This is a genomic window from Streptomyces sp. NPDC048584, assembly GCF_043199595.1.
GTDB classification, from domain to species: Bacteria; Actinomycetota; Actinomycetes; order Streptomycetales; family Streptomycetaceae; genus Streptomyces; species Streptomyces edwardsiae.
On the sequence record NZ_JBICWF010000001.1, the window covers coordinates 527,846 to 554,007 of the forward strand.

Annotated in this window: 25 protein-coding genes; 16 read left to right on the top strand and 9 right to left on the bottom strand. The window is 71.7% G+C overall.

Annotated elements, in window-relative coordinates; genetic code table 11:
• Positions 1-302: 302 nt before the first annotated feature.
• Positions 303-713: an SRPBCC family protein gene (locus ACGFR9_RS02200; RefSeq protein WP_393202034.1), complete on the top strand. Its 411-nt coding sequence runs from the start codon at positions 303-305 to the stop codon at positions 711-713.
• Positions 714-1,040: 327 nt separating this feature from the next.
• Here the strand turns inward: ACGFR9_RS02200 and ACGFR9_RS02205 are convergent, their stop codons facing one another.
• Entirely contained in the window at positions 1,041-1,427 is a 387-nt protein-coding gene (locus ACGFR9_RS02205) for a VOC family protein (protein WP_393202036.1), read from the bottom strand.
• 64 nt (positions 1,428-1,491) lie between these two features.
• On the opposite strand from ACGFR9_RS02205, the gene ACGFR9_RS02210 reads away from it, so the two are divergent.
• Positions 1,492-2,457 carry a helix-turn-helix transcriptional regulator gene (locus ACGFR9_RS02210; protein WP_393202038.1) on the top strand — a complete coding sequence of 322 codons (966 nt, stop codon included), beginning with the start codon at positions 1,492-1,494 and terminating at the stop codon, positions 2,455-2,457.
• Between the two features lie 138 nt (positions 2,458-2,595).
• On the opposite strand, the gene ACGFR9_RS02215 is transcribed toward ACGFR9_RS02210, so the two are convergent.
• Positions 2,596-3,141: a MarR family transcriptional regulator gene (locus ACGFR9_RS02215; RefSeq protein WP_393202040.1), complete on the bottom strand. Its 546-nt coding sequence runs from the start codon at positions 3,139-3,141 to the stop codon at positions 2,596-2,598.
• 71 nt (positions 3,142-3,212) lie between these two features.
• Between ACGFR9_RS02215 and ACGFR9_RS02220 the strand changes: the two genes are divergently transcribed.
• Positions 3,213-5,303, top strand: a complete 2,091-nt coding sequence (locus ACGFR9_RS02220) for an MMPL family transporter (protein ID WP_393202041.1) — start codon at positions 3,213-3,215, stop codon at positions 5,301-5,303.
• 1 nt (position 5,304) lies between these two features.
• On the opposite strand, the gene ACGFR9_RS02225 is transcribed toward ACGFR9_RS02220, so the two are convergent.
• Positions 5,305-6,855, bottom strand: coding sequence for an IucA/IucC family protein (locus ACGFR9_RS02225; protein ID WP_393202043.1), 1,551 nt, complete (start codon positions 6,853-6,855; stop codon positions 5,305-5,307).
• 37 nt (positions 6,856-6,892) lie between these two features.
• On the opposite strand from ACGFR9_RS02225, the gene ACGFR9_RS02230 reads away from it, so the two are divergent.
• The 3 genes from ACGFR9_RS02230 to ACGFR9_RS02240 are packed head-to-tail and all read left to right on the top strand — an operon-like array spanning position 6,893 to position 10,515.
• On the top strand, positions 6,893-8,398 hold the full coding sequence (locus ACGFR9_RS02230) for an IucA/IucC family protein (protein WP_393202045.1): 1,506 nt from the start codon (positions 6,893-6,895) through the stop codon (positions 8,396-8,398).
• Positions 8,399-8,443: 45 nt separating this feature from the next.
• On the top strand, positions 8,444-9,718 hold the full coding sequence (locus tag ACGFR9_RS02235; protein ID WP_393202047.1) for a VWA domain-containing protein: 1,275 nt from the start codon (positions 8,444-8,446) through the stop codon (positions 9,716-9,718).
• The gene (locus tag ACGFR9_RS02240; RefSeq protein WP_393202049.1) at positions 9,718-10,515 is read left to right on the top strand and encodes a hypothetical protein; all 798 of its coding nucleotides are present in this window, start codon (positions 9,718-9,720) and stop codon (positions 10,513-10,515) included. The genes ACGFR9_RS02235 and ACGFR9_RS02240 overlap by 1 nt, the downstream gene beginning before the upstream one ends.
• Before the next feature lie 50 nt (positions 10,516-10,565).
• On the opposite strand, the gene ACGFR9_RS02245 is transcribed toward ACGFR9_RS02240, so the two are convergent.
• Positions 10,566-11,192, bottom strand: a complete 627-nt coding sequence (locus ACGFR9_RS02245; protein ID WP_393202051.1) for a winged helix-turn-helix transcriptional regulator — start codon at positions 11,190-11,192, stop codon at positions 10,566-10,568.
• An 83-nt stretch (positions 11,193-11,275) separates the two neighbouring features.
• Here ACGFR9_RS02245 and ACGFR9_RS02250 point away from each other — a divergent pair, with 83 nt between their 5' ends.
• Together ACGFR9_RS02250 and ACGFR9_RS02255 are read left to right on the top strand one after the other, a co-directional pair.
• Positions 11,276-12,484 (top strand): pyridoxal phosphate-dependent aminotransferase, encoded by a 1,209-nt coding sequence (locus tag ACGFR9_RS02250; RefSeq protein WP_393202053.1) that lies wholly within the window; start codon positions 11,276-11,278, stop codon positions 12,482-12,484.
• 36 nt (positions 12,485-12,520) lie between these two features.
• On the top strand, positions 12,521-12,847 hold the full coding sequence (locus tag ACGFR9_RS02255; RefSeq protein ID WP_393202055.1) for a hypothetical protein: 327 nt from the start codon (positions 12,521-12,523) through the stop codon (positions 12,845-12,847).
• Between the two features lie 55 nt (positions 12,848-12,902).
• Here ACGFR9_RS02255 and ACGFR9_RS02260 read toward each other — a convergent pair whose 3' ends face one another.
• Both ACGFR9_RS02260 and ACGFR9_RS02265 read right to left on the bottom strand, forming a co-directional pair.
• Positions 12,903-13,607, bottom strand: a complete 705-nt coding sequence (locus tag ACGFR9_RS02260; protein ID WP_393202057.1) for a hypothetical protein — start codon at positions 13,605-13,607, stop codon at positions 12,903-12,905.
• Between the two features lie 34 nt (positions 13,608-13,641).
• Positions 13,642-13,968: a hypothetical protein gene (locus ACGFR9_RS02265; RefSeq protein ID WP_393202059.1), complete on the bottom strand. Its 327-nt coding sequence runs from the start codon at positions 13,966-13,968 to the stop codon at positions 13,642-13,644.
• 159 nt (positions 13,969-14,127) lie between these two features.
• Between ACGFR9_RS02265 and ACGFR9_RS02270 the strand changes: the two genes are divergently transcribed.
• Positions 14,128-15,015 carry a serine/threonine-protein kinase gene (locus ACGFR9_RS02270; RefSeq protein WP_393202061.1) on the top strand — a complete coding sequence of 296 codons (888 nt, stop codon included), beginning with the start codon at positions 14,128-14,130 and terminating at the stop codon, positions 15,013-15,015.
• 32 nt (positions 15,016-15,047) lie between these two features.
• The gene (locus ACGFR9_RS02275; RefSeq protein WP_393202063.1) at positions 15,048-18,566 is read left to right on the top strand and encodes a protein kinase; all 3,519 of its coding nucleotides are present in this window, start codon (positions 15,048-15,050) and stop codon (positions 18,564-18,566) included.
• Between the two features lie 217 nt (positions 18,567-18,783).
• Here the strand turns inward: ACGFR9_RS02275 and ACGFR9_RS02280 are convergent, their stop codons facing one another.
• The gene (locus ACGFR9_RS02280; RefSeq protein WP_393202065.1) at positions 18,784-19,656 is read right to left on the bottom strand and encodes a helix-turn-helix domain-containing protein; all 873 of its coding nucleotides are present in this window, start codon (positions 19,654-19,656) and stop codon (positions 18,784-18,786) included.
• Between the two features lie 145 nt (positions 19,657-19,801).
• Here ACGFR9_RS02280 and ACGFR9_RS02285 point away from each other — a divergent pair, with 145 nt between their 5' ends.
• Positions 19,802-20,734 carry an MBL fold metallo-hydrolase gene (locus tag ACGFR9_RS02285; RefSeq protein ID WP_393202067.1) on the top strand — a complete coding sequence of 311 codons (933 nt, stop codon included), beginning with the start codon at positions 19,802-19,804 and terminating at the stop codon, positions 20,732-20,734.
• Positions 20,735-20,778: 44 nt separating this feature from the next.
• On the opposite strand, the gene ACGFR9_RS02290 is transcribed toward ACGFR9_RS02285, so the two are convergent.
• Positions 20,779-21,183: a hypothetical protein gene (locus tag ACGFR9_RS02290; RefSeq protein ID WP_393202068.1), complete on the bottom strand. Its 405-nt coding sequence runs from the start codon at positions 21,181-21,183 to the stop codon at positions 20,779-20,781.
• 349 nt (positions 21,184-21,532) lie between these two features.
• On the opposite strand from ACGFR9_RS02290, the gene ACGFR9_RS02295 reads away from it, so the two are divergent.
• From ACGFR9_RS02295 to ACGFR9_RS02315, 5 genes are all read left to right on the top strand, one after another.
• Positions 21,533-21,655 carry a hypothetical protein gene (locus tag ACGFR9_RS02295; protein WP_393202070.1) on the top strand — a complete coding sequence of 41 codons (123 nt, stop codon included), beginning with the start codon at positions 21,533-21,535 and terminating at the stop codon, positions 21,653-21,655.
• Positions 21,652-22,278: a hypothetical protein gene (locus ACGFR9_RS02300; protein ID WP_393202072.1), complete on the top strand. Its 627-nt coding sequence runs from the start codon at positions 21,652-21,654 to the stop codon at positions 22,276-22,278. The genes ACGFR9_RS02295 and ACGFR9_RS02300 overlap by 4 nt, the downstream gene beginning before the upstream one ends.
• Before the next feature lie 67 nt (positions 22,279-22,345).
• Complete coding sequence (locus tag ACGFR9_RS02305; RefSeq protein WP_393202074.1) at positions 22,346-22,768, top strand: acyl-CoA thioesterase; 423 nt, start codon at positions 22,346-22,348, stop codon at positions 22,766-22,768.
• Between the two features lie 239 nt (positions 22,769-23,007).
• Complete coding sequence (locus tag ACGFR9_RS02310; RefSeq protein ID WP_393202076.1) at positions 23,008-23,883, top strand: lysozyme; 876 nt, start codon at positions 23,008-23,010, stop codon at positions 23,881-23,883.
• A 137-nt stretch (positions 23,884-24,020) separates the two neighbouring features.
• Positions 24,021-24,620 (top strand): peptidoglycan recognition family protein, encoded by a 600-nt coding sequence (locus ACGFR9_RS02315; protein ID WP_393202752.1) that lies wholly within the window; start codon positions 24,021-24,023, stop codon positions 24,618-24,620.
• 111 nt (positions 24,621-24,731) lie between these two features.
• On the opposite strand, the gene ACGFR9_RS02320 is transcribed toward ACGFR9_RS02315, so the two are convergent.
• On the bottom strand, positions 24,732-26,111 hold the full coding sequence (locus tag ACGFR9_RS02320) for an 8-oxoguanine deaminase (protein ID WP_393202078.1): 1,380 nt from the start codon (positions 26,109-26,111) through the stop codon (positions 24,732-24,734).
• Positions 26,112-26,162: the final 51 nt, after the last annotated feature.

Sequence of the window (26,162 nt, forward strand, 5' to 3'; positions counted from 1 at the left end):
CGCAGTTGCCTGGTTCTTCTGGGTCTTCGGAGCGCCTTCCCTGCCCGGGTCCCCTGCATTGCGATGTAGTCGGCCGACGTGACGGATCCGTCCGGCGGGTCTGCTCAACCGACTGCCGGCCCCGGCTCGCGCATGGTGGACCGGGATCCGGGACGCTCTGACGGACCGCGGCATGGATCGACGTCTCGGGCCGAGCCGGCTGAGACCCCACACAGCCGCTACCGTCCAGAGCCGGTCCGGCAGATCATGCATGTCCGATCCGTTCAAGACGACGGTGGCGGCCCCCCGCTAACGTCACTGCGATGAACAGCACCGGCAAGGAATCACGCCACGTCAGTATCTACATCGACCGCTCGGTCGACGACGTCTACGCCTACGCATCAGACCCGGTCAACCTGCCCTCCTGGGCCCATGGCCTGGGAAAATCCATCGAGAGGAGGGAAGACCATTGGGTAGCGGAATCCTCCCCCATGGGACGGGTCGTCATCGCCTTCGCGCCGCATAACAAACTGGGTGTACTCGACCACGAGGTCACGCTGCCTTCAGGGGTGACCGTCTACAACCCGGTCCGCGTGATCGCCAGCGACGCAGGCAGCGAAGTGATCTTCACCCTGCGCCGTCGGCCGGAGATGAGCGACGCCGACTACGAGCGTGATGCCGGCATGGTCGCTGCCGACCTGTCCCGCCTCAAGGAGCTGCTGGAGTCCGCTTGAGACCCTCTTCTGCCGTGGTCACGAGGACAGAGAAACCCGACGACGTTGCCGGGTGATCGACTGAGGCCGTCCTGCTCGTCACCCACCGCCTCACCGGCTTGGCGTCCCCGGGGAGTTCGGCCTGTCGCGGTGGCGGGATGTTCAGGTTGACGCAGATCAACGCCGGTGTGCTTCGACTTGTCCATCGCAACAGGTGTGGTGCTGTCGCTGGATCGGGTGAGTGGCGGCTGGGAGTCCGTACCACCCCTCTGTGCGCCCGGCGGGACAGCGCGGGTGCGCTGCCCCTATCCGGGTGCGCGATCGGAGTCGTCGGTTTGCAGGTCGTGCTCAGACCAGGGCGGAGATGCAGAACGGGTGACCTGCGGGGTCCAGCAGGACCCGCCAACGGCCGGGGTCCGGCTGGAATGCGGGCTTGACGGCTCCCAGGGCGAGGAGCCGGGCCTGGGCGGCATCCAGGTCGTCGACGCCCAGTTCGATGTGGGCCTGCTTTTCCTGGGCCGGGTCCGGCCAGGTGGGGCGACGGTAGTCGGACAGCCGGTTGAAGCCCAGTCCGGCCGCGCCCTCCTGGCCGAGCAGGACGAAGTCATCGGTGGAGAAGACGACAGGCAGGCCGAGGGCCTCGCCGTAGAAGCGAGCCAGTTCGGCGGGGTCCGGGCAGTCGAAGGTGACCGCCGAGTAACGGAACGTGGGTGCGGAGGTGTTTCCCGTGCTCATGGGGAAGACGCTACGGCGGAACCAGGACAGATTCGGTCCTGGTCATGTGGAACACTTCAACACCGTGATCAGTGCATCCGCCCGCCTGCTGCGACTGGTCTCTTTGCTGGCCGCCCGGCCATCGTGGACCTGCGGGGAACTGGCCGACCGGATGGCGGTCACCGAGCGCACGGTGCGGCGGGACATCGCCAAGCTCCGTGAAATCGGCTACACCGTCGAATCCGATCCCGGGCCATGGGGCGGTTATCGCCTCCGGGCCGGGTCCCGGGTGCCGCCGCTGATCCTCGATGACGAAGAGGCACTCGCCGTGGCTGTCGGGTTGCGCGAGGCGGCGCTGAGTGGCGCTCTCGGCGGCGACCAGGCCGCGCTGTCGGCGCTGCTGAAACTGCGGCAGGTTCTGCCGCAGCGGATCGCGGACCGGCTCGGTGAGATGGACGCCGCCTTCGTGCACACCCCCAGACTCGACGAGCCCCAGATCACACCCGGCATGCTGCTGGAGCTGGCCGCCGCATGCCGCCGGGGTGAGCGCGCCCGCCTGTCGTATCGCGACTGGGAAGGAAAAGCCACGGTCCGGGACATCGACCCGTACCGTCTCGTCCACACGGGCCGCCGGTGGTACTTCGTCGCCCGGGACGTGACGCGCGGCCAATGGCGGACCTTCCGGGCCGACAGGGTCGACCGGCTGCAGGCAACCGGACACCCTGTGGAACTCATCGACCCACCCGACCCTGCGTTGCTCGTCTCCCGCTCCGTCGCGACCGGCCCCTACCCGCTCTCTGCGACGATCCGCCTCCCTGTGTCCATGGATCAAGCGCTGCGGCTGATCCCGTCGACAGTTGGTTCCCACCGTCCCGAAGGCCCCGACGCCACGATCGTCGACATCGGCGGTCCCGACGCAGACGGGCTCGCCAAGTACCTCCTCAGCCTGGCCACACCCCTGCGAGTCCTGTCACCGGATGCAGTACGGCAAGCCCTGCTGCGCCGTACCCAGGAGCTCTTCGAGGACAACGCGAACGGTCAGTCCCGGTAGTGCCGCCGACGCAGCGGAACCGGACCGAGTAGCCGCATCACTGCGGTTCAGTGCCCCTGGGTGGACAACGTGACGACGTGGGTCCCGAGATCGTCGGCCTCGAACACTCCGGGGACGGAGCGCCCGGAGCGCCCTCCGTCAGCCGGCCGGCCGGCGCAGGAGCACGAGTTCACGGTTCATCTCCTTGAGGAACCGCATGATCACCGCGAGTTCGCCGGGGGTGAAGCGTCTGCGTGCCGTGTCGGTGCCGTGCGCCAGCGGCCGGAAGTACTCCCTGGCCAGGCTTCTGGACTGCTCCGCGTACTCCAGGTGCACCACCCGGCGGTCGTCGGCCGCCCTGACGCGCCGGATGTGACCGGCCCGCTCCAGGCGGTCGAGGCACGCGGTCACCGCTCCGGACGTGAGGTTGAGCTGCCTGCGGAGGCGGCCCGGTGTCATGGGCTCCCCCGACGCGCCGCCACGCGCGTCGGCGTCGGCATCGGCATCGGCATCGGCATCGGCATCGGCATCCAGGATCGCGATCAGGGCCTGCATGTCCGTGGGGTGCAGACCCTGGGCGTGCGCGAACTCCTGGGCGATGCGGTTGAACTCGCTGTTCATCCGGCGCAGCTGAACGGCGAAGGACCACAACCCTGTCGGATCGTCCGCCGGAAGAGGGGAAGAGGGGGTACCGGGACCGCTCATACCTGCCAGTATAGGGTCACTCAATGATTGAGATACTTAATCATTGACTTACCTCTTCCCCGGGAACTCACATGAAGAACGCACCCCGCCGTGCCCGATGGCTCGTCCCCCTCGCCCTGTTGATCGTCTGGCTGGGAGTGGGCGGCGCACTCGGGCCGTACGCGGGCAAGCTGGGCGAAGTGGCCACCAACGACCAGGCCGTCTTCCTCCCGCGGACCGCCGAGTCCACCAAGGTCCTCGAGGCCCGCGAGGCGTTCGACCAGTCCGAGAGCGTGCCGGCCATCGTGGTCTGGACGACGGACGGCGACCGGGTCACCGATGCGCAGCAGGCCGCCGCCTCGGACGCGGTCGGCGCCCTCGCGGGTACCGCCGGTGTCGTCGGCCGCCCCTCACCGGCCCTGGTCTCCGACGACCGAAAGGCCATGCAGGCGGTCGTACAGCTCGAGCCCGACCTGGGTGACGAGCTGCCCGGGGTGCTGGACCAGGTGCTCGGGGCGGCGGACGGCGTGTCCGGAGCCACGGCGCGGATCGCCGGGCCGGCGGCGACCCAGGCAGACCTGTCGGACGCGTTCGCCGGCATCGACGGACTGCTGCTGGGCGTCGCGCTCGGCGCCGTGCTGCTGATCCTGCTCCTGGTCTACCGGAGCTTCCTGCTGCCCTTCCTGATCATCCTCGGCTCGGTCTTCGCCCTGGGTCTCGCCTGCGCCGTCGTCTACGCGCTGGCGGACCGGGACGTGGTGCGGGTCGACGGCCAGGTGCAGGGCATCCTCTCCATCCTCGTGATCGGCGCGGCCACCGACTACGCCCTGCTGCTCGCGGCCCGTTTCCGCGAGGAACTCGCCGAGCGCGGTGACCGGTACGCGGCCGCGACGGCGGCCGTGCGCAGGTCCTTCGGCGCCATCACGGCGAGCGCCGCCACCGTCGCGCTCGGTCTGCTGGCCCTGCTCGCCAGCGACCTCACGAACAATCGTGCCCTCGGGCCGGTCGGCGCCATCGGCATCGTGTGCGCGGTCCTCTCGACCCTCACCTTCCTCCCGGCGGTGCTGGCCCTGGTGGGCCGGAGCGCGTACTGGCCGACCCGGCCGAAGGCGTCGGACGCGTCCGTGGAGGGGCACGCCGTGTGGCGCCGGGTCGCCGCGGCCGTGGACCGCCGGCCGCGCCGGGTGTGGCTGCTGACCGCGCTGGTCCTCGCCGTCTTCGCGGCCTTCGTCCCCTCCCTGTCCGCCAAGGGGGTGCCGCTCGACGAGATCTTCGTGAACGACGCGCCGTCGGTCGCCGCCCAGCGCACACTGGGCGAGCACTTCCCCGGCGGGTCGGGGAACCCGGCCGTCGTCATCGCCGACGCCGATCGCGGCGCCGAGGTGACGGACGCGGCGAGGAGGACGGCGGGCGTGGACTCGGCCGGCGCGGTCTCCGCCTCGGGACGGCCGGGGACCGGGGAGCCGCTGGTCGTCGACGGACGCGTCCGCGTCGACGTCACCCTGGAGGACGCGGCGGACAGCGACGCCGCGAAGGAGACCGTCGAGCGGCTGCGCGAGAACCTGCACGCCGTCCCCGGGGCCGACGCGCTGGTCGGCGGATACACGGCGCAGCAGTACGACACCCAGCAGACCGCTGCCCAGGACCGCACGCTGATCGTTCCGGTCGTGCTCGGCATCATCCTGCTGATCCTCGTGCTGCTGCTGCGTTCCGTACTCGTGCCCGTGCTGCTCGTCGCGACCGTGGCGCTCAACTTCCTGGCCACCCTCGGGGTTTCGACCCTCGTCTTCGAGCATCTGCTCGGGTTCGGCGGTACGGACGCGTCGGTCCCGCTGTACGGATTCGTGTTCCTGGTGGCTCTCGGCGTCGACTACAACATCTTCCTGATGTCCCGGGTGCGCGAGGAGGCGCTCGCGCACGGCACCCGGCAGGGGGTGCTGCGTGGGCTGACCACGACGGGCGGAGTGATCACCTCGGCCGGTGTGGTGCTCGCCGCGACGTTCGCGGCGCTGATGGTGATCCCGCTGGCCTTCCTGGTGCAGATCGCGTTCATCGTGGCCTTCGGTGTCCTGCTCGACACGCTCGTGGTCCGCTCGCTGCTGGTTCCCGCGCTGGTGATCGACATCGGGCCCCGGGCGTGGTGGCCCGGCGCCCTGGCACGCGAAGGGGCACGACGGGACTGACTCACCGGCCGGCCAGTGGATTGGGCAGCGGGCGGTAGCGGGCGTCCGCGCCGTCCGCCGCCGTCCAGCGGAGCAGGAGGTTCGTCTTGGCCGGGAGCGCCGGGGCGGAGAGGAGGGCAGGGATCTCGGGGAGGTCGTGGCGGGAGAGTTCGTCGCGGACGGCCGGCCATGGGTCGGCGCCCGGGTGGTGGTGCACCAGGGCGGCGGCGGTCTCCATCAGGTGGTTGACGAGCAGGCAGTAGACGAGCCGCTCCCAGCCGGCCTCCCGGGTGACGGCCGGGAGGAGTTTCACGCCTTCCGCGTCCCGGTAGAGGGCCCGGACGGGCAGGCCGGCGGGGTTCACCGCGATCAGGGTGTTCTGCAGGTGGGCCTCCAGGACGACGCCGTGCGCGTGGAAGGCCGTCAGGGCCGGGGGGATCACCGCCGACAGGTACGCCTCCCACCAGGCAGCCGGGTCGGCGGTGGTGGCCAGGGGGTTGCCGTCGAAGCCCTCCACCAGGGCGGCGGCCAGGTACGGGGTCGCGTCGGACGGGAGGTGGTCGCGCAGGCCGTCGCGTACGACCACGGCCAGCTGTTCGTGGGCGAAGTCCGCGGTGCGATACCCCCGGTCGCTCTGCCAGGCCGCGTCGAGTCCGGCGAAGGCGGCGCGGGCGGCCGTGTCCGTCGTACGGAGTCTCAGCAGGTCGTGGCGCCACAGCCGGCGAATGTCGTTGGTGATACGGACGTCCAGGCTGAACTTCAGGAACAGGTCGCGTTCGGGTGCGTACACGGTGCGGACCGCCGCCGTGGGCCACACCGGGGAGGCGGTCGCGCCGAGCCGGATCAGGCGGCCGTCGGCGAAGGCGGGGGCGAGGTCGCGGGCCGTGAGGTCCAGTTGCCAGGGGTGGGCGGGCAGCAGACGGTAGCCGGGCGGGGCGCTGCCCAGGTGGTCCAGGGCCGTGGTGTCGCCCTCCTCCACCACCGTGTCCTCGCGCAGTCCCAGCAGCGTCAGCGGGAAGCGGGCGTGCGCCTCGGGCGCGTACGGCAGCCAGGCCGCCGCCGGGCCGCCGCCGCGTGCCTTGGGGGCGGGGTGGTGGGTGTGGCCGGTGACGAGGGCCTGCTCGGAACGGAGATACGGATCGTCGGGCGGCGTCGCTTCCGCACGGGCGGCGAGCAGCGTGGCCACCGCCTCGCGGCTGTCCAGCATCTCGGCGGGCAGTTCGTGATTGGACAGTCCGGTGTGCCGGCGCAGTTCCTCGGCGACGAGTTTGACCAGTTCCGGGTGGCCGAGGCGGTGCCAGGCGCCGTCCGTCAGGAGTTCCGGTTCGGCGGGGCGGCGGGTGCCGCGCACCCGCAGCAGGCGGTCCGTGCCGGGCAGGCGGTACGTCGGATGCGCCGCCGTCCCCGGTACGGGCCGCGCCACCTCGCGCAGCAGGCAGTTCAGCAGCGGCACCGCCGCGTAGGCGTCGGCCAGGCGGGCCGTGTCGTCGTACGTGGGCGGGGAGGTGAGGTCCACGCGTTCCTCTGGTTCCTTGCGGTCTGTCCGGGCGGAGACGATCAGTATGTCTGTCATCGTCCACCCGTACCTTCCCCTCCCGAGGAGCCCGCCCGTGCACCGTCCCCCCACCGCCGAGGCCGAGATCGCCGACGAACTGGCCGTCGTACGGCCCGGTCTCGTGCCCCGGTACGCCGGCGAACTGCCCGGCGCCCGCGCGGCCGTGCTCACGCGGCTGTGGCGCGGTCTCACGCATGAGCCGCTGCCGTGGATCGTCCGTCGGCAGGCCAACTCCGACGGGCTCACCCTGCGGCTGGCGGACGGGCGCCGGCTGTGCGGTCCGCGCGCGGATCCGTATGCGACCGGCGCGTACGTCACCGCCGTACGGCTGGACGAGACGGTGTACGACGATCCGGCGCGGCTGATGACGGAGTTCGCCGTACCGCAATCGGCGGTGTTCGCCGCGGAACTCGGCCACAGTGTCGCGTCGTTGGCGCTGTCCCGGGCGGGAAGTGAACATACGCCGGAGTGGCCCGACCGGGACTGGGAGTGGGAGCGGCGGGTGGTGGACGGGCATCCGTTCCATCCCAACTGCCGTTCCCGGCCGGGTTTCTCAGTGGCGGAGCAGCTCGCGTACGGGCCCGAGCACGGACCGGTGGTGGAGCTGGGGCTGCTGCCCGTACCGGAGGCCGAGTGTCTGGTGACGGGGGTGTGGCCCACGTGGCTGCGGGAGCCGGGGCGGCTGGTGGTCCCGGTGCATCCGTGGCAGGCGGCGCATGTGCTGAAGCGGACGGGTGAGCGGGGGCTCGCGGCGCGTCCGCTGATGGCGCTGCGCACCCTCGCACTGCCGGAGGGGCCGCATGTCAAGACGGCGTTGAGCGCCCGGCTGACGTCCTCGATGCGGGACATCTCGCTGAGCTCGGTGGGCGCGTCGGCGGTGCTGTCGGACTTCGGGGAGATGGTGGCGACGCGGACGGACGGGCTGCTGCACATCACCCGCACGCTGGGCGCGGTGGCGGCCGGGTCGTCCGATCTGGCGGCGGTGCTGCGGGAGTCGCCCGAGGAGTACGCGGGGCCCGGGGAACGGGTGGTGCCGGTGGCGGCGCTGTCGACGACCGAACTGCCCCGCTCGGCGCGCTGGTTGAGTGCCTTCGCGCGGCTGGCGCTCACGGTCGGGCTGCGGTTGCTGGAGTGGGGGGTGGCGCTGGAGGCGCACGGCCAGAATCTGCTCGTGGTGCTCTCCCCGGAGGGGGATCCGGTGCGGCTGGTCTACCGTGATCTGGCCGATCTGCGGATCGGTCCCGCCCGTCTCGCCCGGCACGGCATCACGCTCTCCGAACGAGTGCCGGCACGCATGGTCACGGACGACGAACGCACCCTGCGCCGGAAGCTGTTCGGGTCGCTGGTGGCCGGGGCGCTGGCCGGTACGGCGGGGTCGGGTCCGGCGCTGCGGGCGGCCCTGGAGGACGCCGTACCGCATCTGCCGCGCACCCCGGATCTCACCGCGCTGCTTGAGGAGCCGCTGCCCGCGAAGGCGCTGACGCTGATGCGGCTGACGCCGCGGACAGCGGGGGACCAATGGGCCGAACTGCCCAATCCGCTGCTCTTCGGCCCGATGTGACACCCCGTTTTGGAGCCCGGCGCCTCCGGTCAATAGGATCCGCCGATGATCAGAAAGAAACGGCCGGTGGCAGGCGCCTGTGCCCTGCTCGCCGCACTGACGGCCGGGCTCGCCTTCCCGGCCGGGGCGGCCGCCGGAGAACCCACGGGCCAGAGCGCGCCGAAGGTCAACCTCGTCCTCGATGTGAGCGGCTCGATGCGCGCCAAGGACATCGACGGCCAGTCCCGCATGGCGGCGGCGAAGCAGGCGTTCAACGAGGTGCTGGACGCGACGCCCGAGGAGGTCGAGCTGGGCATCCGCACCCTGGGTGCGAACTACCCCGGCGACGACCGCAAGGAGGGCTGCAAGGACACCGCGCAGCTCTACCCGGTCGGCCCGCTGGACCGCACCGAGGCGAAGACGGCGGTGGCCACCCTCGCCCCGACGGGCTGGACACCGATCGGTCCCGCCCTGCTGAAGGCGGCCGACGATCTCGACGGCGGCGACGGCTCCAAGCGGATCGTGCTGATCAGTGACGGGGAGGACACCTGCGCCCCGCTCGACCCGTGCGAGGTGGCCCGGGAGATTGCGGCCCGAGGCATCGGTCTGACCATCGACACACTGGGCCTGGTGCCGAACGCCAAGCTGAGCCGCCAGCTCAGCTGCATCGCCGAGGCGACGGGCGGCACGTACACGTCGGTCGAGCACCAGGACGAGCTCACGGACCGGGTGAACGAGCTGGTGGACCGCGCGGCCGAGCCCGTGGTGACGCCGGTGGCCACGCAGGGCGCCGACTCCTGCGACAAGGCGCCCGCGCTCGAGTCCGGACTCTTCACCGACCGCGAGGAGTTCGGGCAGCAGCGCTGGTACCGCGTGGAGCTGCCGGCGGGGCAGGAGCTGCGTGCCTCGGTGAGCGTGGCGGCGGACCGGGCCGTGCGCCCGGACTACGGCGTGCTGCTGCGGGCCGTCACCGTGCACGGCCGGGAGATCGTACGCGGCGAGGCGGCGGGCAACGGCCGCACCGATGTGCTCTCCACCGGGCTGCGCTATCCCAGGCCCGAGCGGGACGACGACGACAGTGACAAGCCGGCCGCCGAGGTCGTGTGCCTGGTGGTGACCAACTCCTTCTCGGCGGACGCCGGGGTGAAGACCACGCCCGGTCTTCCGCTGGAGCTGACGGTCGACGTGGTGGACGGCCCCGACGGGTCGGGCGACGTGGCCTCCTTCGGTCTGGGCCGGGGCTGGTGGCTGCTCGGCGCGCTGATCGTCACCGGCTTCGTGGCCGGTCTGCTCTGGGGCTGGCTGTCCCGCTGGCGGTTCGCTGTCTGGAGGACCAACTGATGCGCGCCCTACGTGTACTGAGCGCCGCCCTGCTGGCCCTCGGGCTGGCCGCGGCCCCCGCCGCCGCCGACTCCTCGCCCTCGCCGGGTGAATCCGAGGACACCGGGGCGCCCACCCGCGCGGGCACCTCGTTCCGTACGGCGACGGAGGTCGAGCAGGGGCAGGCCGCCACCGCGCGCGCCTCCACGGGCGACTACCTGTACTGGTCGTTCCCCGCGGACGCCGGCCGGCGCCCCACCGTCCACGCGACGGTGAAGCTGCCGGAGAGCCACGCGGCCGAGACCTGGCAGATCGACGTGTACGACGGTCTGCGCCGGCGCCAGGCCTGCCAGTACGGGGCGCAGACCCGCACCGCCGGGGCGAACGCGCCCTCGGTGGAGCTGGACTGCGTGCTGCGTACGGTCCGTGCCTGGTCGGAGCCGTGGGCCAACGACCCGCTGCCGGGCACCTACTACGTCCGGCTGACCGCGCTGCGGCTGTCGACGGCCGACCTCGGCCAGGCGGTGGAGACCGAACTACGGGTCGAGTCCAAGGACATGGGCGGCGCGGCGGCGGTGGACGGCGCACTGTCCGAGCCGCTGATGCCGGGCATCGCCACCCGCGCCGACAAGGACGAGGAGGAGGACCCGGCGGTCCTGGCCGACCTCGAGCCCGAGGACGGCTGGACCTCCGGCTGGTGGTCCGACCGCTGGATATGGACGGCGGCGGGCGGTGTCCTGGCCGCCCTGGCGGGCGTCGCCGGGTACCGCCTGACGCGGGGGTCCGGGCGTCCGCCCGGGGCACCACCGCACGTGTGACACATACGCCGGAAGGCCCGCCGTCGTGCGGGCCTTCCGCCTTTTCGCCCCTACGCCTCCCGCAGCGCCTTGGCGAGCGTGCCCTCGCCGGTCACCTCGACCCGGCCCGCGCGGACCGCCTCCGTCAGTGCCAGCTCGCCCCGGCCTATCGCCGTACAGGTGTCCGTGTCCAGGCAGAGGAGGGCGTCGGGCTCGCCGGGAGCGGGACCGTCGCCGTACACGGGGCCTTCCGCGGTGCCGACGTGCAGATGGAATCTGCCCTCGTCCAGGCGGACTTCGACCAGTCCCTCGCCGTCCAGGGCGCGCAGCAGGGGCAGCGCGAACCAGTGGGCGCGGACCGCGTCCGTGGGGCGGCGCTCCCCCAGCTCGGCCTCGCCCCAGGTGCCGAGCGCCTGGAGCACGGGGAGCAACCCCGCGCCGCGCGGGGTGAGTTCGTAGACGTACGCCGCGCCGGGCGGGGGCAGTCGCCGTCGGGTGGTGAGGCCGTCGCGTTCCATGTCCTTGAGCCGGGAGGCCAGTACGTCCGTGCTGACGCCGGGCAGGTCCGCGTGCAGGTCGGTGTAGCGGCGCGGGCCTGCGAGCAGTTCGCGGACGATCAGCAGGGTCCAGCGGTCGCCGACGGCATCGAGCGCGCGGGCCGCGGAACAGTACTGGTCGTAGCTTCGGCGTGGTGACATGCGACGCAGTCTAGACATGTTGTTGGACTTTCCAAGCGTCCACTTGGTAAAACCAAGCAACACCACGTGAGGGGAAGCGGCGCATGGAGTTCCGGCAGTCGAGCAAGCTCAGCGAGGTCTGTTACGAGATCCGCGGTCCGGTCATCGAACACGCAAACGCGCTGGAGGAGGCGGGGCACAGCGTGCTGCGCCTGAACACCGGCAACCCGGCGCTGTTCGGTTTCGAGGCGCCCGAGGAGATCCTCCAGGACGTGATCCGGATGCTCCCGCGGGCGCACGGTTACACCGACTCGCGGGGCATACTCTCCGCCCGCCGCGCGGTGGCCCAGCGCTACCAGACGCTGGGCCTGGCGGTCGACGTCGACGATGTCCTCCTCGGCAACGGCGTCTCCGAGCTGGTGTCGATGGCCGTACAGGCCCTGCTGGAGGACGGCGACGAAGTCCTCATCCCCGCACCGGACTTCCCGCTGTGGACCGCGGTGACGAACCTCTCGGGCGGCAAGGCGGTGCACTACCTCTGCGACGAACAGGCCGACTGGTACCCGGACCTGGACGACATGGCCGCGAAGATCACGGACCGTACGAAGGCCGTGGTCATCATCAACCCCAACAATCCCACCGGCGCGGTGTACCCGAAGGAGATCATCGAGGGCATCCTCGACCTGGCCCGCCGCCACGGCCTGATGGTCCTCGCCGACGAGATCTACGACCAGATTCTCTACGACGACGCCGTGCACCACTCGGCCGCCGCGCTCGCCCCCGACCTGGTCGTCCTCACCTTCTGCGGACTGTCCAAGACGTACCGCGTGGCGGGTTTCCGCTCCGGCTGGCTGGTGGTCACCGGCCCCAAGCAGCACGCGCGGAACTACCTGGAGGGCCTGACGATGCTGGCCTCCATGCGGCTGTGCGCCAACGCGCCCGCGCAGTACGCCATCCAGGCCGCACTCGGTGGCCGGCAGTCCATCCACGAGCTCACGGCACCGGGCGGAAGACTGCGCGAACAGCGGGACGTGGCCTGGGAGAAACTGAACGAGATCCCCGGCGTGAGCTGTGTCAAACCGAAGGGCGCGCTGTACGCGTTCGCGCGCATCGACCCCTCCGTGCACAAGATCCACGACGACGAGAAGTTCGTCCTGGACCTGCTGCTGAGGGAGAAGATCCAGGTGGTCCAGGGCACCGGCTTCAACTGGCCCTCCCCCGACCACTTCCGCATCCTCACCCTCCCCCACGCGGACGTCCTGGAGACGGCGATCGGCCGGATCGGGCGATTCCTCGGCGGATACCGGCAGTAAGGAACCGGCCGCGCGGTGATCGCGTCGCTTCAAGGTATGCGAGAAGAGCGACAGGGCTGTGCGGGCATCCTCCTTGCGGCCGTGGGAGCCGTCACGGCGGTGCTCGCCTGGGCGCCGAAGGCGCGGGTCAGTGTCCATGGCGGCTTCGAGGGCATGCACCGGGACCTGAGCGTCCTCTACGTCGACCTCCCGCTCATCGCCGCCGGCGGTGCGCTCGTCCCGCTCGCCGCCTGGCTGCTCGCCCTGCGCGCATCGCGCCGGCCATGGCTCGCGGCCGCGTTCGCCGTGGGCGCGCTCGGGCTCGGCGTCTGGGGGCTGCTCAGCTGGTGGACGCCGTACGAGCGGCCCGAGTTCATGGGGTAGGCCCGTCCGGTCCTACGAGATGAGCGGCTCCGTGTCGGGCATGGCCTGCCCCGCCCTACGCGGTGAGCGGCTCGGTGTCGGGGCGGGCCCGCGTCTGCGGACGGCTGCCGGGGGACGTCCGCGGTTCCCCGATCTCCTCGCCCAGCGCCGTCACCGCGCCCTCGAGCACATCCGGGCCGACGATGTTGATCAGCAGCAGGCCGAGGGCGTACGACTTCTGCGTGTCCGTCATCTCGCTGGCGTCCAGCGACTCCACGGCGGTCGCGAGGTCCTGTTGCTCCTGCTCGGGCAGGTTCTGCAGCAGGGCCAGACAGAAGGCCGGCAGGGCGACACGGGCACGGGCGAACCGCACTCCGCGCATGATGCGGGTGACCTGCTGGGAACGGTCCTTGGCACGGACCCGGTCCACGCCCCGGTCGGCCACGCCGAGCAGCATCGCGAGGATGAGGTTGGGACCGACGCCGACCTCCTGGTCCCCGATGCGGACGTTGAACAGCGAGCTGCGGAACAGCGCCAGCGCGGCCAGCCCGGCGACGAGCACCTGGAGAGCGGCCGTCTGGTCGGCGGAGGTGGAGCCGAAGCGCCAGTCGAACGTGCGGATGAGCCACAGGACGCCGCCGCTCGCCGCCGCGTTCAGCAGGACGTAGAACCACGCGCTGGCGACACCCAGCAGGGCCGACGGACGGTCGCGGTAGCGCGACATCAGTTCGGCCGTGCCCACCAGCGCTCCCAGCACGCCCGCCGCGACGAATCCCTGCATCCGGTGCCACCTCCCGCCCTGCCGTATCCGGCTGCTAGCGCGTTCCGTCGACGAAGTCCCGGCCGCTCGGGGTGATTTCGACTGCCTCGTCCGCTCCGGCGGCGATGACCTCGACCAGCGACAGCCGCCGGAGGACCTCGACCGCCTCGGCGATCTGGAGTGTCGTCAGACCGAGTCCGACCCGCAGGTCACCCACCGCCGTGCGGGGCCTGCCGTACAGGGCCTGGATCACCCGCGTCGCGGCGGGGGGCAGGGCCTCCGTGGAGCGGCCGGGTCCGGCCGGCGAACCCCCGTGGGTGACCTGACGGTTCGTCGCGTTGAGGAATGTGCTGAACGGATCCACGGAACTGTCCCTGGACATCCCGGCCCTCCTCGAAGCGGTGCGACTACACGACCCCATCACCCTGTTGGACGGCTTTCCATACAAACCGTCCCTGTTCGGGTACGGCCCCCTACTATACGAGGAGACGTGGATCACAGGGTCCTGTTCCGATCCGCGCGAACACGGGGGAGAGCACGGATGGACATCCGGGACCGGGCGCCGGTCCTCGGCCGCTGGGTGATCGGCCCGCGGCTGGGGCGGGGCGGAATGGGCACCGTGTACAGCGCCGTGGACCGGGAGAGCGGTGAACGGTGCGCCGTGAAGGTGATGCGCGGGGACACCGCGTCGCCTCCCGGCGGGGATCCGCGCGTGCTGCGGGAGCTGCGTACGGCCGAGGCCCTCGTCCACCCCCACATCGTGCGCACCCACGCCTGCGGGTACGCCGACGGACGGTACTTCCTGGTGATGGAGCTGTGCGAGGGCGGCAGCCTGGACGAGCGGGTGCGCCAGGGGGAACCGCCCGGTCCGGCCGCGGCCGTCGCCCTGTTCCTCGACGTGCTCGACGCACTGCAGCACGCCCATACGGCACCCCTGGAGGCCCTGGACGCCCGGGGCAGGCCGGTCCCGGTCACGGGCGTGGTCCACCGTGACATCAAGCCGCACAACCTGCTGCTCACCGGCGATCCCTCCCAACCCCGGGTGAAGATCGCGGACTTCGGCCTGGCCAAGTCGTACGAACTGGCCGGGGCCAGCGGAGTGACCCGGACCGGCGCGTCCGCCGGGACACCCGCCTTCATGCCCCGCCAGCAGGTCGTCAACTTCAAGTACGTCCAGCCCGACGTGGACGTCTGGGCGGTGGCGGCGTCCCTGTACTTCGTCCTGAGCGGCGGCCGTACCCCGCGGGACTTCCGACCGGACCGCGACCCCTGGCTGACCGCCTGGCACAGCCGGCCCGTGCCGCTCGCCGAGCGGGCCCCGGACGTACCTCCGCGGCTGGCCCGGCTGGTCGACGAGGCCCTCACCGACACTCCGCGCATCCGCTTCCCCACGGCGGCCGCCCTCCGGTCGGCGCTGGAAGCGGTGTAACGCGCCCCACTCCCTTCCCGGAAGGCCCTCAGATGCCGACGCACAGTTCCCGTTCCTGGCCGTCGTCCGGGCATTCCGCCCGACGGGACGACGGCGCCTGGTCGGCCGGATCGACGGTGCTGGGCGAGTTCGTCGTCGAACGCCCCCTCGGTCAGGGCGGGTTCGGCGCGGTCGTCCTGGCGGTGAGCCGGCGCACCGGGGACCGGTACGCGGTGAAGCGGGTGCACCGGGACGACCCGGTGGAGCAGGGCCGGTTCCTCACCGAGGCGCAGCGCTGGATCGGACTGCCCCCGTATCCGCACATCACCCCCTGCCACTTCACCCGCACCGTCGGCTCCCAGCTGGCCGTGTTCAGCGAGTACGTCGCCGGGGGTTCGCTGGCGGACTGGATCGCGGACGGGCGGCTGTACGCCGGCACCGAGCGGGAGCGCCTGCGCACCGTGCTGCGTATCGCCGTCGAGGCGGCCTGGGGCCTGGCGGCCGCCCATGCGCACGGCCTGCTCCATCTCGACACCAAGCCCGGCAACGTCCTGCTCACCGGGTCCGGTGCCGCGCGGATCACCGACTTCGGACTGGCGACGGGCGGTGAGCGGGACGTCCAGGACGTCATCGGGCAGGAGTACGTCCTCGACTTCCTGGCCCGGGAGGGCGACGGCATCGACGCGGAGACCAGCGAGGTGCTGAGGAACGTACTGCGGCAGACGCTGGCGGAGGCGCGGGCGGAGGAGGCTCCGCCGCCGAGCGCGGTGGCGGAGGGCGTCACCCCCGGTTACGCGTCCCCTGAGCAGGCCGAGGGCCGTCCGCTGGGCCGGGCGGCCGACCTGTGGAGCTGGGCCGTGACCGTACTGGAGATGTTCACCGGCGGCCGCAGCTGGCCCTCGGGGACGCTCGCCGGGGCGGCGCTGGAGACGCACCTGGAGACGCTGCGGGACGGCACGCCGGGGCCGGTCGCCATGCCCGAGGGGGTGGTCGCACTGCTGCGGGCCTGCTTCCGCACGGATCCGCGGGAGCGTCCGGAGTCCCTCCAGGAGGCGGCGGACAGTCTGGTGCGGACCGCGGTCCGGGAGTGCGGCATCCCACTGCCCGGCGACCCCCCGCCCTCGACGCCGCGCCCCACCGTGAAGGGCGGCTTCGAGCGCCGGCTGCCCGGCGGGGCCGCCTGGCAGGATCCCCGGGAGCTCCTGGGCGCCGCCTATGAGGCCGCCGGCCGGGACCCCGGGGAGGCGGTGCGGTTCTGGCCGAGCGGCCACGGCAGCCGGGCGTCGCAGTCCATGGAGGACCTGCGGGCGCTCACCGAGGCGGCCGCGGTTCTCGACACGGTGCGGGACCCCGACGACTCGGTTCGGCTGCTGTGGGCACGTGTCGTCGCCGAGTCGGGCCGGGTCCGGCACGGCCTGGGCGACCTGCCCGGAGCCGTCGAGACGTACCGGGCGAGCGCCCGGGCGCTGCGGGGACTGGCAGGACCGGACCGGCAGCACGGACTCTCCCTGCGGCTCGCGGTCCTGCACTCGCTCGCCGTCGTGCTGCGGCTGTCGGGTTCCCCCGGTGAGTCGGTCGCGATCTGCGACCAGGTCCTCGACGGAGCGGGGGCGGTGTCGGATCCGGTCGAGGCGGCCCGCATCCGGGGCACGGCCCTCGGGACGAAGGCCAACGCGGTCGACGACCCGCACGAACAGATCCCCCTCCTCGAACAGGCCGTCGACGCCATGACCGTCGCCGGTGAGGACGAAGGGCTGGCACTGGCGCTGGCCGGCCGGGCAGCGGCGCTGGAGAAGACAGGACGGACCGACGAGGCCGCCGCCGCATGGGAGCGGGCCGACGCGCTGATCGAGGCCGCCGCCGCTCCGGGCCGCACCGACCTCGACGCCGTACGGGCCGCCGTGCGCCTCAACCGGGCGGTGACCGCGAAGGGCACGCAGGCCCCCGCGGTCCACGCGCGGGCGGCGATCGCCCTGTACGAGCCCCTGGTGCACGAGCGGGGCCGGCACGATGTCGCCGGGGATCTGGGCCGGGCGCTGCTGTTGTCGGCCCTGGGCGACGAACACGCCGGACGGCCGCAGCAGGCTCTCGCCGCGTACCGGTCGGCGCGCTCGCTGCTGGAGGACGCCGTGCTGCGCGACGGCCGGCTCGACTACGTCCGCTATCTGGCGCAGGCCCGTGACCACGAGTCGACCCTCGTACGGGCGCTGGAGGACCCCGCCGCCGCCGTAGCCCTCGCCCGGCGGGCCGTCGAGGTGTGGGACCGGCTCAGTGCCACGGACGGCCGGGACGCCTGGCTCGTCGACCGGGCCGAGGCCCGGCGCAAACTCGCCGACGCCCACATCGACGCGGGCGACGGGGCGGCCGCGGCAAGGGAGTTCGACGAGGCCGAGCGCGTGCTGGGTTCGGCGTCCGCCGCCGGCTCGGGCGGCCGGCTGGTCTCGACGCTGATCCACACCGGGCGGGCCGTGCTGCTGCGCAGGTCGGGAAAGCCCGAGGCGGCGTGCCGCGAAGTACGGCTCGCGCTGGACGCGCTGGGCACTCCGGCCGAACCGCAGGAGGAACAGGTCCGGGTGCGCTGCCTGCAAACCCTCAACGCCGCGCTGGGCGACCTGGACCGGCACAAGGAGGCGCTGGCGGTGGCCGACGGGATCACCACGGCGGTGGAGTCCCTGTTCGAACGCGGCGAGGTGTCCCTGCGCGAAGTCGCGGACGCCCGTCAGCGCCGGGTCAACGTGCTGCTGCGGCTCGGGCATGTCACCGAGGCACAGGCCCCCGCGCACCAGGCGCTGCGGGAGTACCGGAGTCTGATCGACGACGGGCGCACCGACCTGGTGGACGAGGCGGCGCGGCTGCGGGGAGCCCTGTCCGTGGCGCTCCATCGCTCCGGGGACCTGGACGGCGCGGTCCGCGAGATGGAGACGATGCGCCGCCACTTCGCCGAGCGGACCGCGTACCCATGGCAGCGCCTCCTTCCCCGGCAGGCCGTGGACACGGCCGCCTCGCTCGGCGCCGACCCTCACGCGATGCTGCTCGAGGGCCTGGACGTCCGCCTCGCCGACCTGGCGAAGGTACGGGACGTGCGGCCGCGCCACGTGGACCGACTGCTCGACGATCTGGCCCGGCGACGCGAGGAGTTGATGTCGGGCTCCCTGGCCTTCGTCGAGCCGGACCAGGTGTCGCAGGCCCTGGAGGACCTGTGCGGCAGTCTCGTATGGCTGGCGGAGAGGTTCCCGCGGGACGCGGTGCACGAGGCGTGCGTGGAGACGGCGCTGGTCTCGGGCGCCACCGCGATGCGGTGTCTCCGTGACGGCGCCGCCGAGCGCGGGTTCCGGCTGGCGGTGGCCCATGGGCGGGTGCTCGTGCTGGACCGGGGCCGGACCGGGCATCTGGAACGCTGGTGCAGCGCCCACCTGGCGCAGGCGTCCTGGCAGACCTTCCAAGGCGAGGAGACCGCCGCGGAACGCACGATCAGCGACATGGAGACCCACCTGACGGCCCTGGCCCCGTCCCAGGCACCGGCCTGGTCCGCCCACGCCCGCCGGACGCTCACCACGTTCCGCAGGGGGTAGCTGCCGGCCCGGCGGGCTCAACGGCTCACAGGTAGTGGACGCCCTACAATTCCTCGGCCGCAGCCCAGAGTCGCCCGCCCACGGCTGGATCCGCCGCCTCCCACCGCCGAGCCGGGCAGCGCCGACGCGGACCGGCTGCGCCTCCTCACGTCGTTGCGCGCGACCCGCTCCACCGCGAAGTCCGTTCAGCGGTGGCCTGGCGAGGGGCGGATGCCGGTTAGTGGCGCTTCGTGACGCCCTGTCCGCGAGCCTGTCCCAGCATCGTCAGCGCCGCGGACGAGGGGGTTCCGGCCTCCGCCGTGATCATGACGAGGGACTGATGCGGAGCCTGCGGTACGGGGAACGTCTGTTGCGTGACGGTCAGGTTCCCGACGACCGGATGGGCCAGGTCGTAGACGTCGCGGCCACAGGGCTCGACGGTGTGCTCGGCCCACAGGGACGCGAACTCGGAGCTGCGGATGGCCAGTTCGCCCACCAGTGCGGCGAGACGGGTGTCGCGGGGATTGCGGGCCGTCAGGATGCGCAGGTTGCCGACCACGGCGTGGGCCTTGGCGGGCCAGTCACGGTAGAGGGCGCGGGTGTGCGCGTCCAGGAAGACCAGCCGGGACAGGTTGGGCCGGGTGTCCGGGTCGTCGGGCGAGGCCTCGTCCAGGTGTCCGGCGAGCAGCGCGTGCCCGGCTCCGTTCCAGGCGAGTACGTCGTTGCGGCGGCCCACGACGAGTGCGGGCACGTCCTCCATGGCGGCCAGCAGCGTACGGAGATCGGCGGAGGCGTGTTCGTCGGGAGGTGGCGACGGTGCGGTCCGGTGGTTCGCCGTCGTCGACAGGACGGACAGGTGCTCCCGCTCGGCCGCGGTCAGCCGAAGAGCGGTCGCGATCGCGTCGAGGACCTCCGCCGAGGCGTTGAGCGACTGTCCCTGTTCGAGCCGCGTGTAGTAGCCGGCGCTGACCCCCGCGAGCATCGCGAGTTCCTCCCGGCGCAGACCGGGCACCCGGCGCCGTTCCCCGTACCGGGGCAGGCCGACGTCGTCCGGGCTCAGCTGTGCCCGCCGCGCCATCAGGAACTCACCGAGCGGTGATCTGCGGTCCATGACGGCAAGTATGCGCTCCGGCCCGGCCCGTCGCCTGTACCTGCCAGGGGTAGGCAGAAGCGGGTCTGGTTCCCTCCGCCCCGGGGGCTGGAGAGTCGGTCGCACGGAGCACTTCACAGCCCTCCCACCTGATCGAGGTAGCCGCATGCCCACCACCCCTGCCACGGAGTCCCAGGTCATCACGATGACGCTGGGGGACGTCGAGATCACCCGCGTCATGGAGTTCTCCGACGTCTCGCCGATGACGACCGACGTGTTCTTCCCCGGTTCCGAACCGGAGGAATGGCAGCGCCACGCCGCGCTGCTGGACCCGGATCACTGGGACGCCCGCACCGACCTGACGCGCGTCGCCACCCAGTCCTGGGCGTTGCGCAGCGAGGGCCGGGTCATCCTGATCGACACCGGTGCGGGCAATGGCAAGTACCGTCCGCTGCAGCCCATCTGGTCGTATCTGAACACGGGTTACCTGGACAATCTCGCCGCGGCCGGCATCATGCCGGAGGACGTCGACCTCGTCGTCAACACCCATCTGCACGACGACCACGTCGGCTGGAACACCCGGCTCGAGGGACGCGACTGGGTGCCCACGTTCCCCAACGCGACCTATCTGATGCCGCGCGCCGACGTCGAGTACTGGCGTCCGGAGAACCTCCCCAACACCCGGTTCGGCCGGGGGAACCAGAACGTGTACGAGGACAGCGTCGACCCGGTGCTCGACGCCGGACTCGTCAGGACCTGGGACGACTCCTACGTCATCGACGCCGGCCTCCGGCTCGAGGCGGCACCCGGGCACACCCCGGGCTCGTCGGTCATCCACCTCGAGTCCGGAGGCGACCGCGCGGTCTTCGCAGGCGATCTGATGCACGGCGCGATCCAGGTCCACGAACCCCACCTCAACAGCTGCTTCGAGGAGGACGAGGACACCGCCCGCGCCAGCCGGGCCCGGATGTACGCCTACGCCGCCGACCACAACGCCCTCGTCCTGCCCGCCCATCTGCCCGGCCACGGCGCCTTCGAGATCCGCCGCAAAGGCTCCGGCTTCGAGATCGCCGCCTGGGCGCCCTTCTCCCGCACCTGACCCCCTTGCGGAGAGCGACTGGCCGAGTCCTCCCGCTCCGCGGGTCAGGCGGGCTCGGGGAGGTGACCGAGGTGCTCGATGACGCGCTCGCGCAGAAGGAGATACTCCTCCCAGCGCCGAGGAAGCGGCCCGGGTGGACGTTCGACGACTCGGGACGCGGTGACGGTCTGGCCGTTCCGGAACTGCTCGCGCGTCAGGTCGAGGTCCAGACCGCTGGGCAATCGGTTCCACCAGTGGAATCCGTGCTGTTCCCCGCCGCAGTGGACCTCCCCGACCACGAGGTCGCCACCGAAGATGTCGTTCACTATCAAGGCGGTGATGTCGCAGTGACCCCACGCCGGGTTGTCGGGCTGCCAGCCGGCGCGGGCGAGGTCGTCCGGGGAACAGGTGTCAGCGGCCCAACTGGCGTGCAGAGCCCTGTCGATGACCAGCAGGTTCCAAGGGATCACGCCGGCAGCATCGCGGTCGCCACCGCCCTCGGCACATCGCCGGGGAGACGCCTTCCCGGCTGCCGGCCCGGACTCGGACCGCAGGTATCGGCGCAGAGCTTCCCGTCCTCCCGGAACGAAGGGCCGATGGTCGGCGACCTCGCGCAATTCGGCCTCGGTCAGCCAACCCTGCCACACGCGGTCCTGCTCTTCTACATGCTCCACCAGTTCGCCCATCGAGGCATGATCTCGGTCCCCACTGACAGCGCGGCCCCGTCGTCCAGGGAGAGGTGACGCTGCGCCGCCCGCGCGGGGGCAAAATGGTGATGCGGGAGCTCGTCTTCATCGGGACAGCGTCGGGAGAGACATGATGACCCATCCCCCCACGGAGCACTGCGGCTCCTTGGAGTGGTTCGAGAGCAGCTGCGGCTCCGCCGACGGTCCCGGGTGCGTCGAGGTCGCCTTCGCGCCGTATCTCTCCGGGTCTCGATGAGCCGACCGCTCAGCGCCGCTCAGCGGCGCCTCGTCGAGGGTGCCGAGGGTGGTAGCGGGCGGCTGCGGGGTGGTACGCCGGCCCAGCTTGCCGCGTTGGTGAAGCGGGGGCTGGCGTTTCGGCATCCCCGGCCGCCGCACGATCATTTTCTGACCCCGGCGGGGCATCGGGCGCGGGAGGAGGACGCCGCGCCCGAGCCGGTCGAGGGGCCGGACACGGCCGGGGTGTTCGCCGCGCGGGTCGGGGGTGAGCACTCTGCGGTGGGGTCGCGGCCCGGCCGGCTCCGGGAGGTGCGCGGTGCCTGGCAGGGGATGCTCGAGTTGCGGCGGATGACCAATCCGGACGGGGCCACCGACCGGCCCTGCGGGTGGGAGCGTTCGCATCTCGTGCAGGCCGCCGCGCTCGCGTTGGAGGCGGCGGGACATCGGCCCGCCGGTGAGGGCGAGGGTGGTTATCGCGTGCGGGAGACCCCGCAGCCCGAGGCGGTCGCCGTGTACGAGGCGGACGGCGACGCGCTGCGGGCCTGCGCGGCCACGCTGGAGGGGGCCGGGTGGCAGGTCGGGGAGTACACCGAGCCCAGGACGCGGGCGCGTTATCTGCTGGCCTCCCCGCGCCGGGTGTGAGAGGCATGCCAAGATCGGTGGGTCGGGCAACCATCTCTGCCGAGCGGGTGTGAAGGGGACAGCCACCGTGAGCGAGCCGTTTTCCGTGCGGGTGACCGTGCGCGGGTACGAGACCGATGTGCAGGGTCACCTCAACCAGGCCGTGTACCTCAACTACGCGGAACACGCGCGCTGGTCGCTGCTCCAGGAGGCGGGGATCACCCAGTCGGGGCTCATCTCCCAGGGCGTGGGACCGGTCGCCCTGGAGACCACCATCCGTTACAGGCGTGAGCTGCTCGCCGGTGACGAGGCCGACGTGAGCTGCGCCTTCGTCTGGAGCGGCGGCAAGACCTTCACCATCCAGCAGACGATCACCAAGGCCGACGGCACCGTGGCGGCCGAGCTCACGGCGGTCGGCGGGCTGATGGACCTCAAACGGCGCAAGCTCGTGCCGAACCCCGAGGACGTGTTCCGGGACCTGGCGAAGGCCCCGGGGCTGTTCGGGCTGTAGCCGAGCTTTCACGCTGTGAAAGTTTCAGCCGCCCGGTTCCCAAGTTTCCAGGCCATCCGCTCCTACAGTGGACCAGACCACCAGAGAGAAACGGAAGCTCTTTACAGGCCCGGAATCTACGTGCGTAACTAATGACGCGCGCACGTCAATCGGTACGTTCATCTGCACGGAACTGCCCAGGTGGCAGCGGCCGACGTCACCTCCTTCGCTCATCCCCACATGTGTCAGGAGGCAGCCCCATGTCCCTTCTCCCCCACCCCCGCAGACGAATCGTCAGTGCGCTCGGCATCCTCGGTGCCGCACTCGCGCTGACGGCCACCGCGGCGGGCGGCGCGACCGCCGCGCCGGGGCCCGACCGGGACCGTGTCCACGTGGAACCCGGCGAGGCCTACATGGGTGTCGGCACCCTTGCGCACGAGGGTTCCGCTCCGGCCGACGCGCCCACCCGTGGCGTGCAGGCCCCCACCGACGGAGTCCAGGGCATCGACGTATCGCACTGGCAGGGTGCCATCAACTGGGGGTCGGTACGCGGCGCCGGTATCCAGTTCGCCTGGATCAAGGCGACCGAGGGCACCTCGTACAAGGACGACCGGTTCAACAGCAACTATCCCGCCGCGTACAACGCGGGTGTGATCCGTGGGGCGTACCACTTCGCCCTCCCGAACGCCTCCAGCGGCGCCACCCAGGCGAACTACTTCGCCGGCAACGGGGGTGGCTGGTCGCGTGACGATCTCACCCTGCCGGGTGTGCTGGACATCGAGCACAACCCGTACGGGGCGATGTGCTACGGGCTGTCCACGACGCAGATGCGTACCTGGGTCAACGACTTCTACACCGCCTACAAGGCGCGTACCGGGCGTGATGTCGTGATCTATACGACAGCCGGCTGGTGGAACACCTGCACCGGGAGCTGGACCGGTATGGGCGCCAAGAGTCCGTTGTGGGTGGCGCACTGGACATCCGCGTCGGCACCGACGATCCCCAGCGGGTTCCCCACCTGGACGGTGTGGCAGTACACCAGCACCGGGGCGGTGAGCGGGGTCGCGGGGAGTGTGGACCGGAACCAGTTCAACGGGTCCCGTGAGCGGTTGCTGGCACTGGCGAACAACACCTGACGTTCGGTCGCTCGGGGAGTCGGCGGGTGCTCGTCGTCGGCTCCCCTCCACCCCCACCCCGACTGCGTGTCCGAGGAGTGATCGTGCAATCCGAGAGTGCCTTTCGGCGTCGGCTTCTGATCGCCGGTGCGGCGGGAATGGCCGCCGTCGGCGCCGTGCCCGGTGTCGCGCGTGCGCGCGGCGCCGACGCCATAGAGCCGGACATCGACTCGACAGGGGCCTGGGGCGCCCGTTCCCCGCAGGGGAACATCGGCGTCCTCCAGTACCGGCCGAGTCGGATCGTGATTCACCATACGGTCAGCGCGAACACCGCGGATTCCTCGCGGGCGCGGGCTCATGCGCACGCGCACTGGGTGCAGGACCTGCATCTGGACGAGAACGGGTGGGTCGACACCGGGTATCACTTTCTCGTCAGCCGGGGCGGCTGGATCACCGAGGGGCGGCACGGGAGTCTTCAGTCGTTGCGGGGCGGGCGGAGCTTTGTGCTCGGGGCGCACACGTCCGGGCAGAACGAGCGGGCGATGGGGATCGCTTGCGAGGGGGCGTACCACGCGGGGGCGGTACCGCCGGGCGCTCAGTGGGATGTGCTGGTGACCCTGTGCGCGTATGCGTGCGTCCGGTACGGCATTCCTGCCGCGCAGATCTTCGGTCACAAGGACTACGGCTCGACGTTGTGTCCGGGGGTGTACCACGACATGCTGCCCCGGCTGCGGGAGGAGGTGGGGGCGGCGGTGTAGGGGGGCCGGGGGTGGTGCAGTGGGCCGCGTTCGCGGGTGCCGCTGCACCCACCCGTGCCGCCCCAGCGGCACGACTGCCCGCAGCTACGCCGGGCGGAGTTCTCGGGGTGATCAGCCCTGTGCTGCGATGCCCGCCAGTCGCCGGGCCTCCGTACGGGTGGAGCGGGCGATCTCGTCCTCGTCGGCCGTGAGCAGGCGGCCGTTCCGCACGATCTGGTCGCCGTCGACGAAGGATGCCGTGACCGGGGCCGCCGCGCCGAGAACCAGCGCGGCCACCGGGTCGGCGATGGAGGCATGGGCCAGGGTGTCCATGCGCCACAGGACCAGGTCGGCGAGTTTGCCCGGCTCCAGGGAGCCGATCTCCGAGGCTCGGCCCAGCACTTGGGCTCCGCCGTAGGTGCCCAGGCGGAGTGCCCGGCGGGCGTTCAGGGCGGTTTCGCGGTGCGGGCCGAGGCGGTTGACCAACAGGGCGTTGCGGAGTTCGGTGTGGAGTTCGCCGGACTCGTTGGACGCCGTGCCGTCGACCCCGAGGCCCACCGGGACGCCCGCGGCGAGCATGTCAGGGACGCGGGCGATACCGGCCGCCAGCCGGGCGTTGGAGGACGGGCAGTGGGCAACTCCCGTTCCCGTACGGGCGAACGCGGCGATGTCGGAGTCGTTCATATGGACGCAGTGCGCCATCCACACGTCCTCACCGAGCCAGCCGGTGGACTCGAAGTAGTCGGTCGGGCCCCTACCGAACAGCTCGTGGCAGAACTTCTCCTCCTCCACGGTCTCCGAGCCGTGCGTGTGCAGGCGTACGCCGAGCCGCCGCGCCAACTCGGCTCCGTGTCGCATGAGTTCGGTGGAGACGGAGAAGGGAGAGCAGGGCGCGACGGCGACCTGGGTCATGGCGTCGAAGGAGGCGTCGTGGTGCCGGCGCACCGTTTCCTCGGTGGCGGCGAGCGCGTCGTCGAGGGTCTCGACGGCGAAGTCGGGCGGCAGTCCACCGTCCTTCTCCCCCCGGTCCATGGAGCCGCGGGCGAGGGTGAAGCGGATGCCCATGTCGCGGGCGGCGCCGATGATGGTGGCGGACAGGTCGCCGGTGCCGCGCGGGAAGACGTAGTGGTGGTCCATGGCCGTGGTGACGCCACCGCGGGCCATCATGGCGAGCGAGCCCTGGGCCGCCGCGTGGACCATCGGTTCGTCGATGCGCGCCCAGACCGGGTAGAGGGCGACGAGCCAGTCGAAGAGGTTGTGGTCGGTGGCCAGGCCCCGGGTGATCCACTGGTAGAAGTGGTGATGGGTGTTGACCAGGCCGGGGGTCACCAGATGGCCGGTCGCGTCGATCCGGCGTACGACGTTCTCCAGGCCGGCGGGAGCGGCACCCGCGCCGAGCGACTCGATGCGGTTGCCGGCGAGGACGACGTGTCCGGAGGCGTACTCGGTGCCGTGCGCGTCGACGGTCGCGATCGCGGCGTTCTCGATGACGGTGCGCCGGTCTGCTGCCATGGTGCGTCCTTTTCGCGTGCGTGGAGAGGAGAGGGCAGGGCCGGTCCCTGT

Bases quoted from the DNA above. Each gene is read 5' to 3' on its own strand.
- ACGFR9_RS02200 (WP_393202034.1), top strand. From the start codon at position 303: ATGAACAGCACCGGCAAGGAATCACGCCACGTCAGTATCTACATCGAC.
- ACGFR9_RS02205 (WP_393202036.1), bottom strand. From the start codon at position 1,427: ATGAGCACGGGAAACACCTCCGCACCCACGTTCCGTTACTCGGCGGTC.
- ACGFR9_RS02215 (WP_393202040.1), bottom strand. From the start codon at position 3,141: ATGAGCGGTCCCGGTACCCCCTCTTCCCCTCTTCCGGCGGACGATCCG.
- ACGFR9_RS02220 (WP_393202041.1), top strand. From the start codon at position 3,213: ATGAAGAACGCACCCCGCCGTGCCCGATGGCTCGTCCCCCTCGCCCTG.
- ACGFR9_RS02225 (WP_393202043.1), bottom strand. From the start codon at position 6,855: ATGACAGACATACTGATCGTCTCCGCCCGGACAGACCGCAAGGAACCA.
- ACGFR9_RS02235 (WP_393202047.1), top strand. From the start codon at position 8,444: ATGATCAGAAAGAAACGGCCGGTGGCAGGCGCCTGTGCCCTGCTCGCC.
- ACGFR9_RS02240 (WP_393202049.1), top strand. From the start codon at position 9,718: ATGCGCGCCCTACGTGTACTGAGCGCCGCCCTGCTGGCCCTCGGGCTG.
- ACGFR9_RS02245 (WP_393202051.1), bottom strand. From the start codon at position 11,192: ATGTCACCACGCCGAAGCTACGACCAGTACTGTTCCGCGGCCCGCGCG.
- ACGFR9_RS02250 (WP_393202053.1), top strand. From the start codon at position 11,276: ATGGAGTTCCGGCAGTCGAGCAAGCTCAGCGAGGTCTGTTACGAGATC.
- ACGFR9_RS02255 (WP_393202055.1), top strand. From the start codon at position 12,521: ATGCGAGAAGAGCGACAGGGCTGTGCGGGCATCCTCCTTGCGGCCGTG.
- ACGFR9_RS02260 (WP_393202057.1), bottom strand. From the start codon at position 13,607: ATGCAGGGATTCGTCGCGGCGGGCGTGCTGGGAGCGCTGGTGGGCACG.
- ACGFR9_RS02265 (WP_393202059.1), bottom strand. From the start codon at position 13,968: ATGTCCAGGGACAGTTCCGTGGATCCGTTCAGCACATTCCTCAACGCG.
- ACGFR9_RS02270 (WP_393202061.1), top strand. From the start codon at position 14,128: ATGGACATCCGGGACCGGGCGCCGGTCCTCGGCCGCTGGGTGATCGGC.
- ACGFR9_RS02275 (WP_393202063.1), top strand. From the start codon at position 15,048: ATGCCGACGCACAGTTCCCGTTCCTGGCCGTCGTCCGGGCATTCCGCC.
- ACGFR9_RS02280 (WP_393202065.1), bottom strand. From the start codon at position 19,656: ATGGACCGCAGATCACCGCTCGGTGAGTTCCTGATGGCGCGGCGGGCA.
- ACGFR9_RS02285 (WP_393202067.1), top strand. From the start codon at position 19,802: ATGCCCACCACCCCTGCCACGGAGTCCCAGGTCATCACGATGACGCTG.
- ACGFR9_RS02295 (WP_393202070.1), top strand. From the start codon at position 21,533: ATGACCCATCCCCCCACGGAGCACTGCGGCTCCTTGGAGTGGTTCGAG.
- ACGFR9_RS02300 (WP_393202072.1), top strand. From the start codon at position 21,652: ATGAGCCGACCGCTCAGCGCCGCTCAGCGGCGCCTCGTCGAGGGTGCC.
- ACGFR9_RS02310 (WP_393202076.1), top strand. From the start codon at position 23,008: ATGTCCCTTCTCCCCCACCCCCGCAGACGAATCGTCAGTGCGCTCGGC.
- ACGFR9_RS02315 (WP_393202752.1), top strand. From the start codon at position 24,021: ATGGCCGCCGTCGGCGCCGTGCCCGGTGTCGCGCGTGCGCGCGGCGCC.
- ACGFR9_RS02320 (WP_393202078.1), bottom strand. From the start codon at position 26,111: ATGGCAGCAGACCGGCGCACCGTCATCGAGAACGCCGCGATCGCGACC.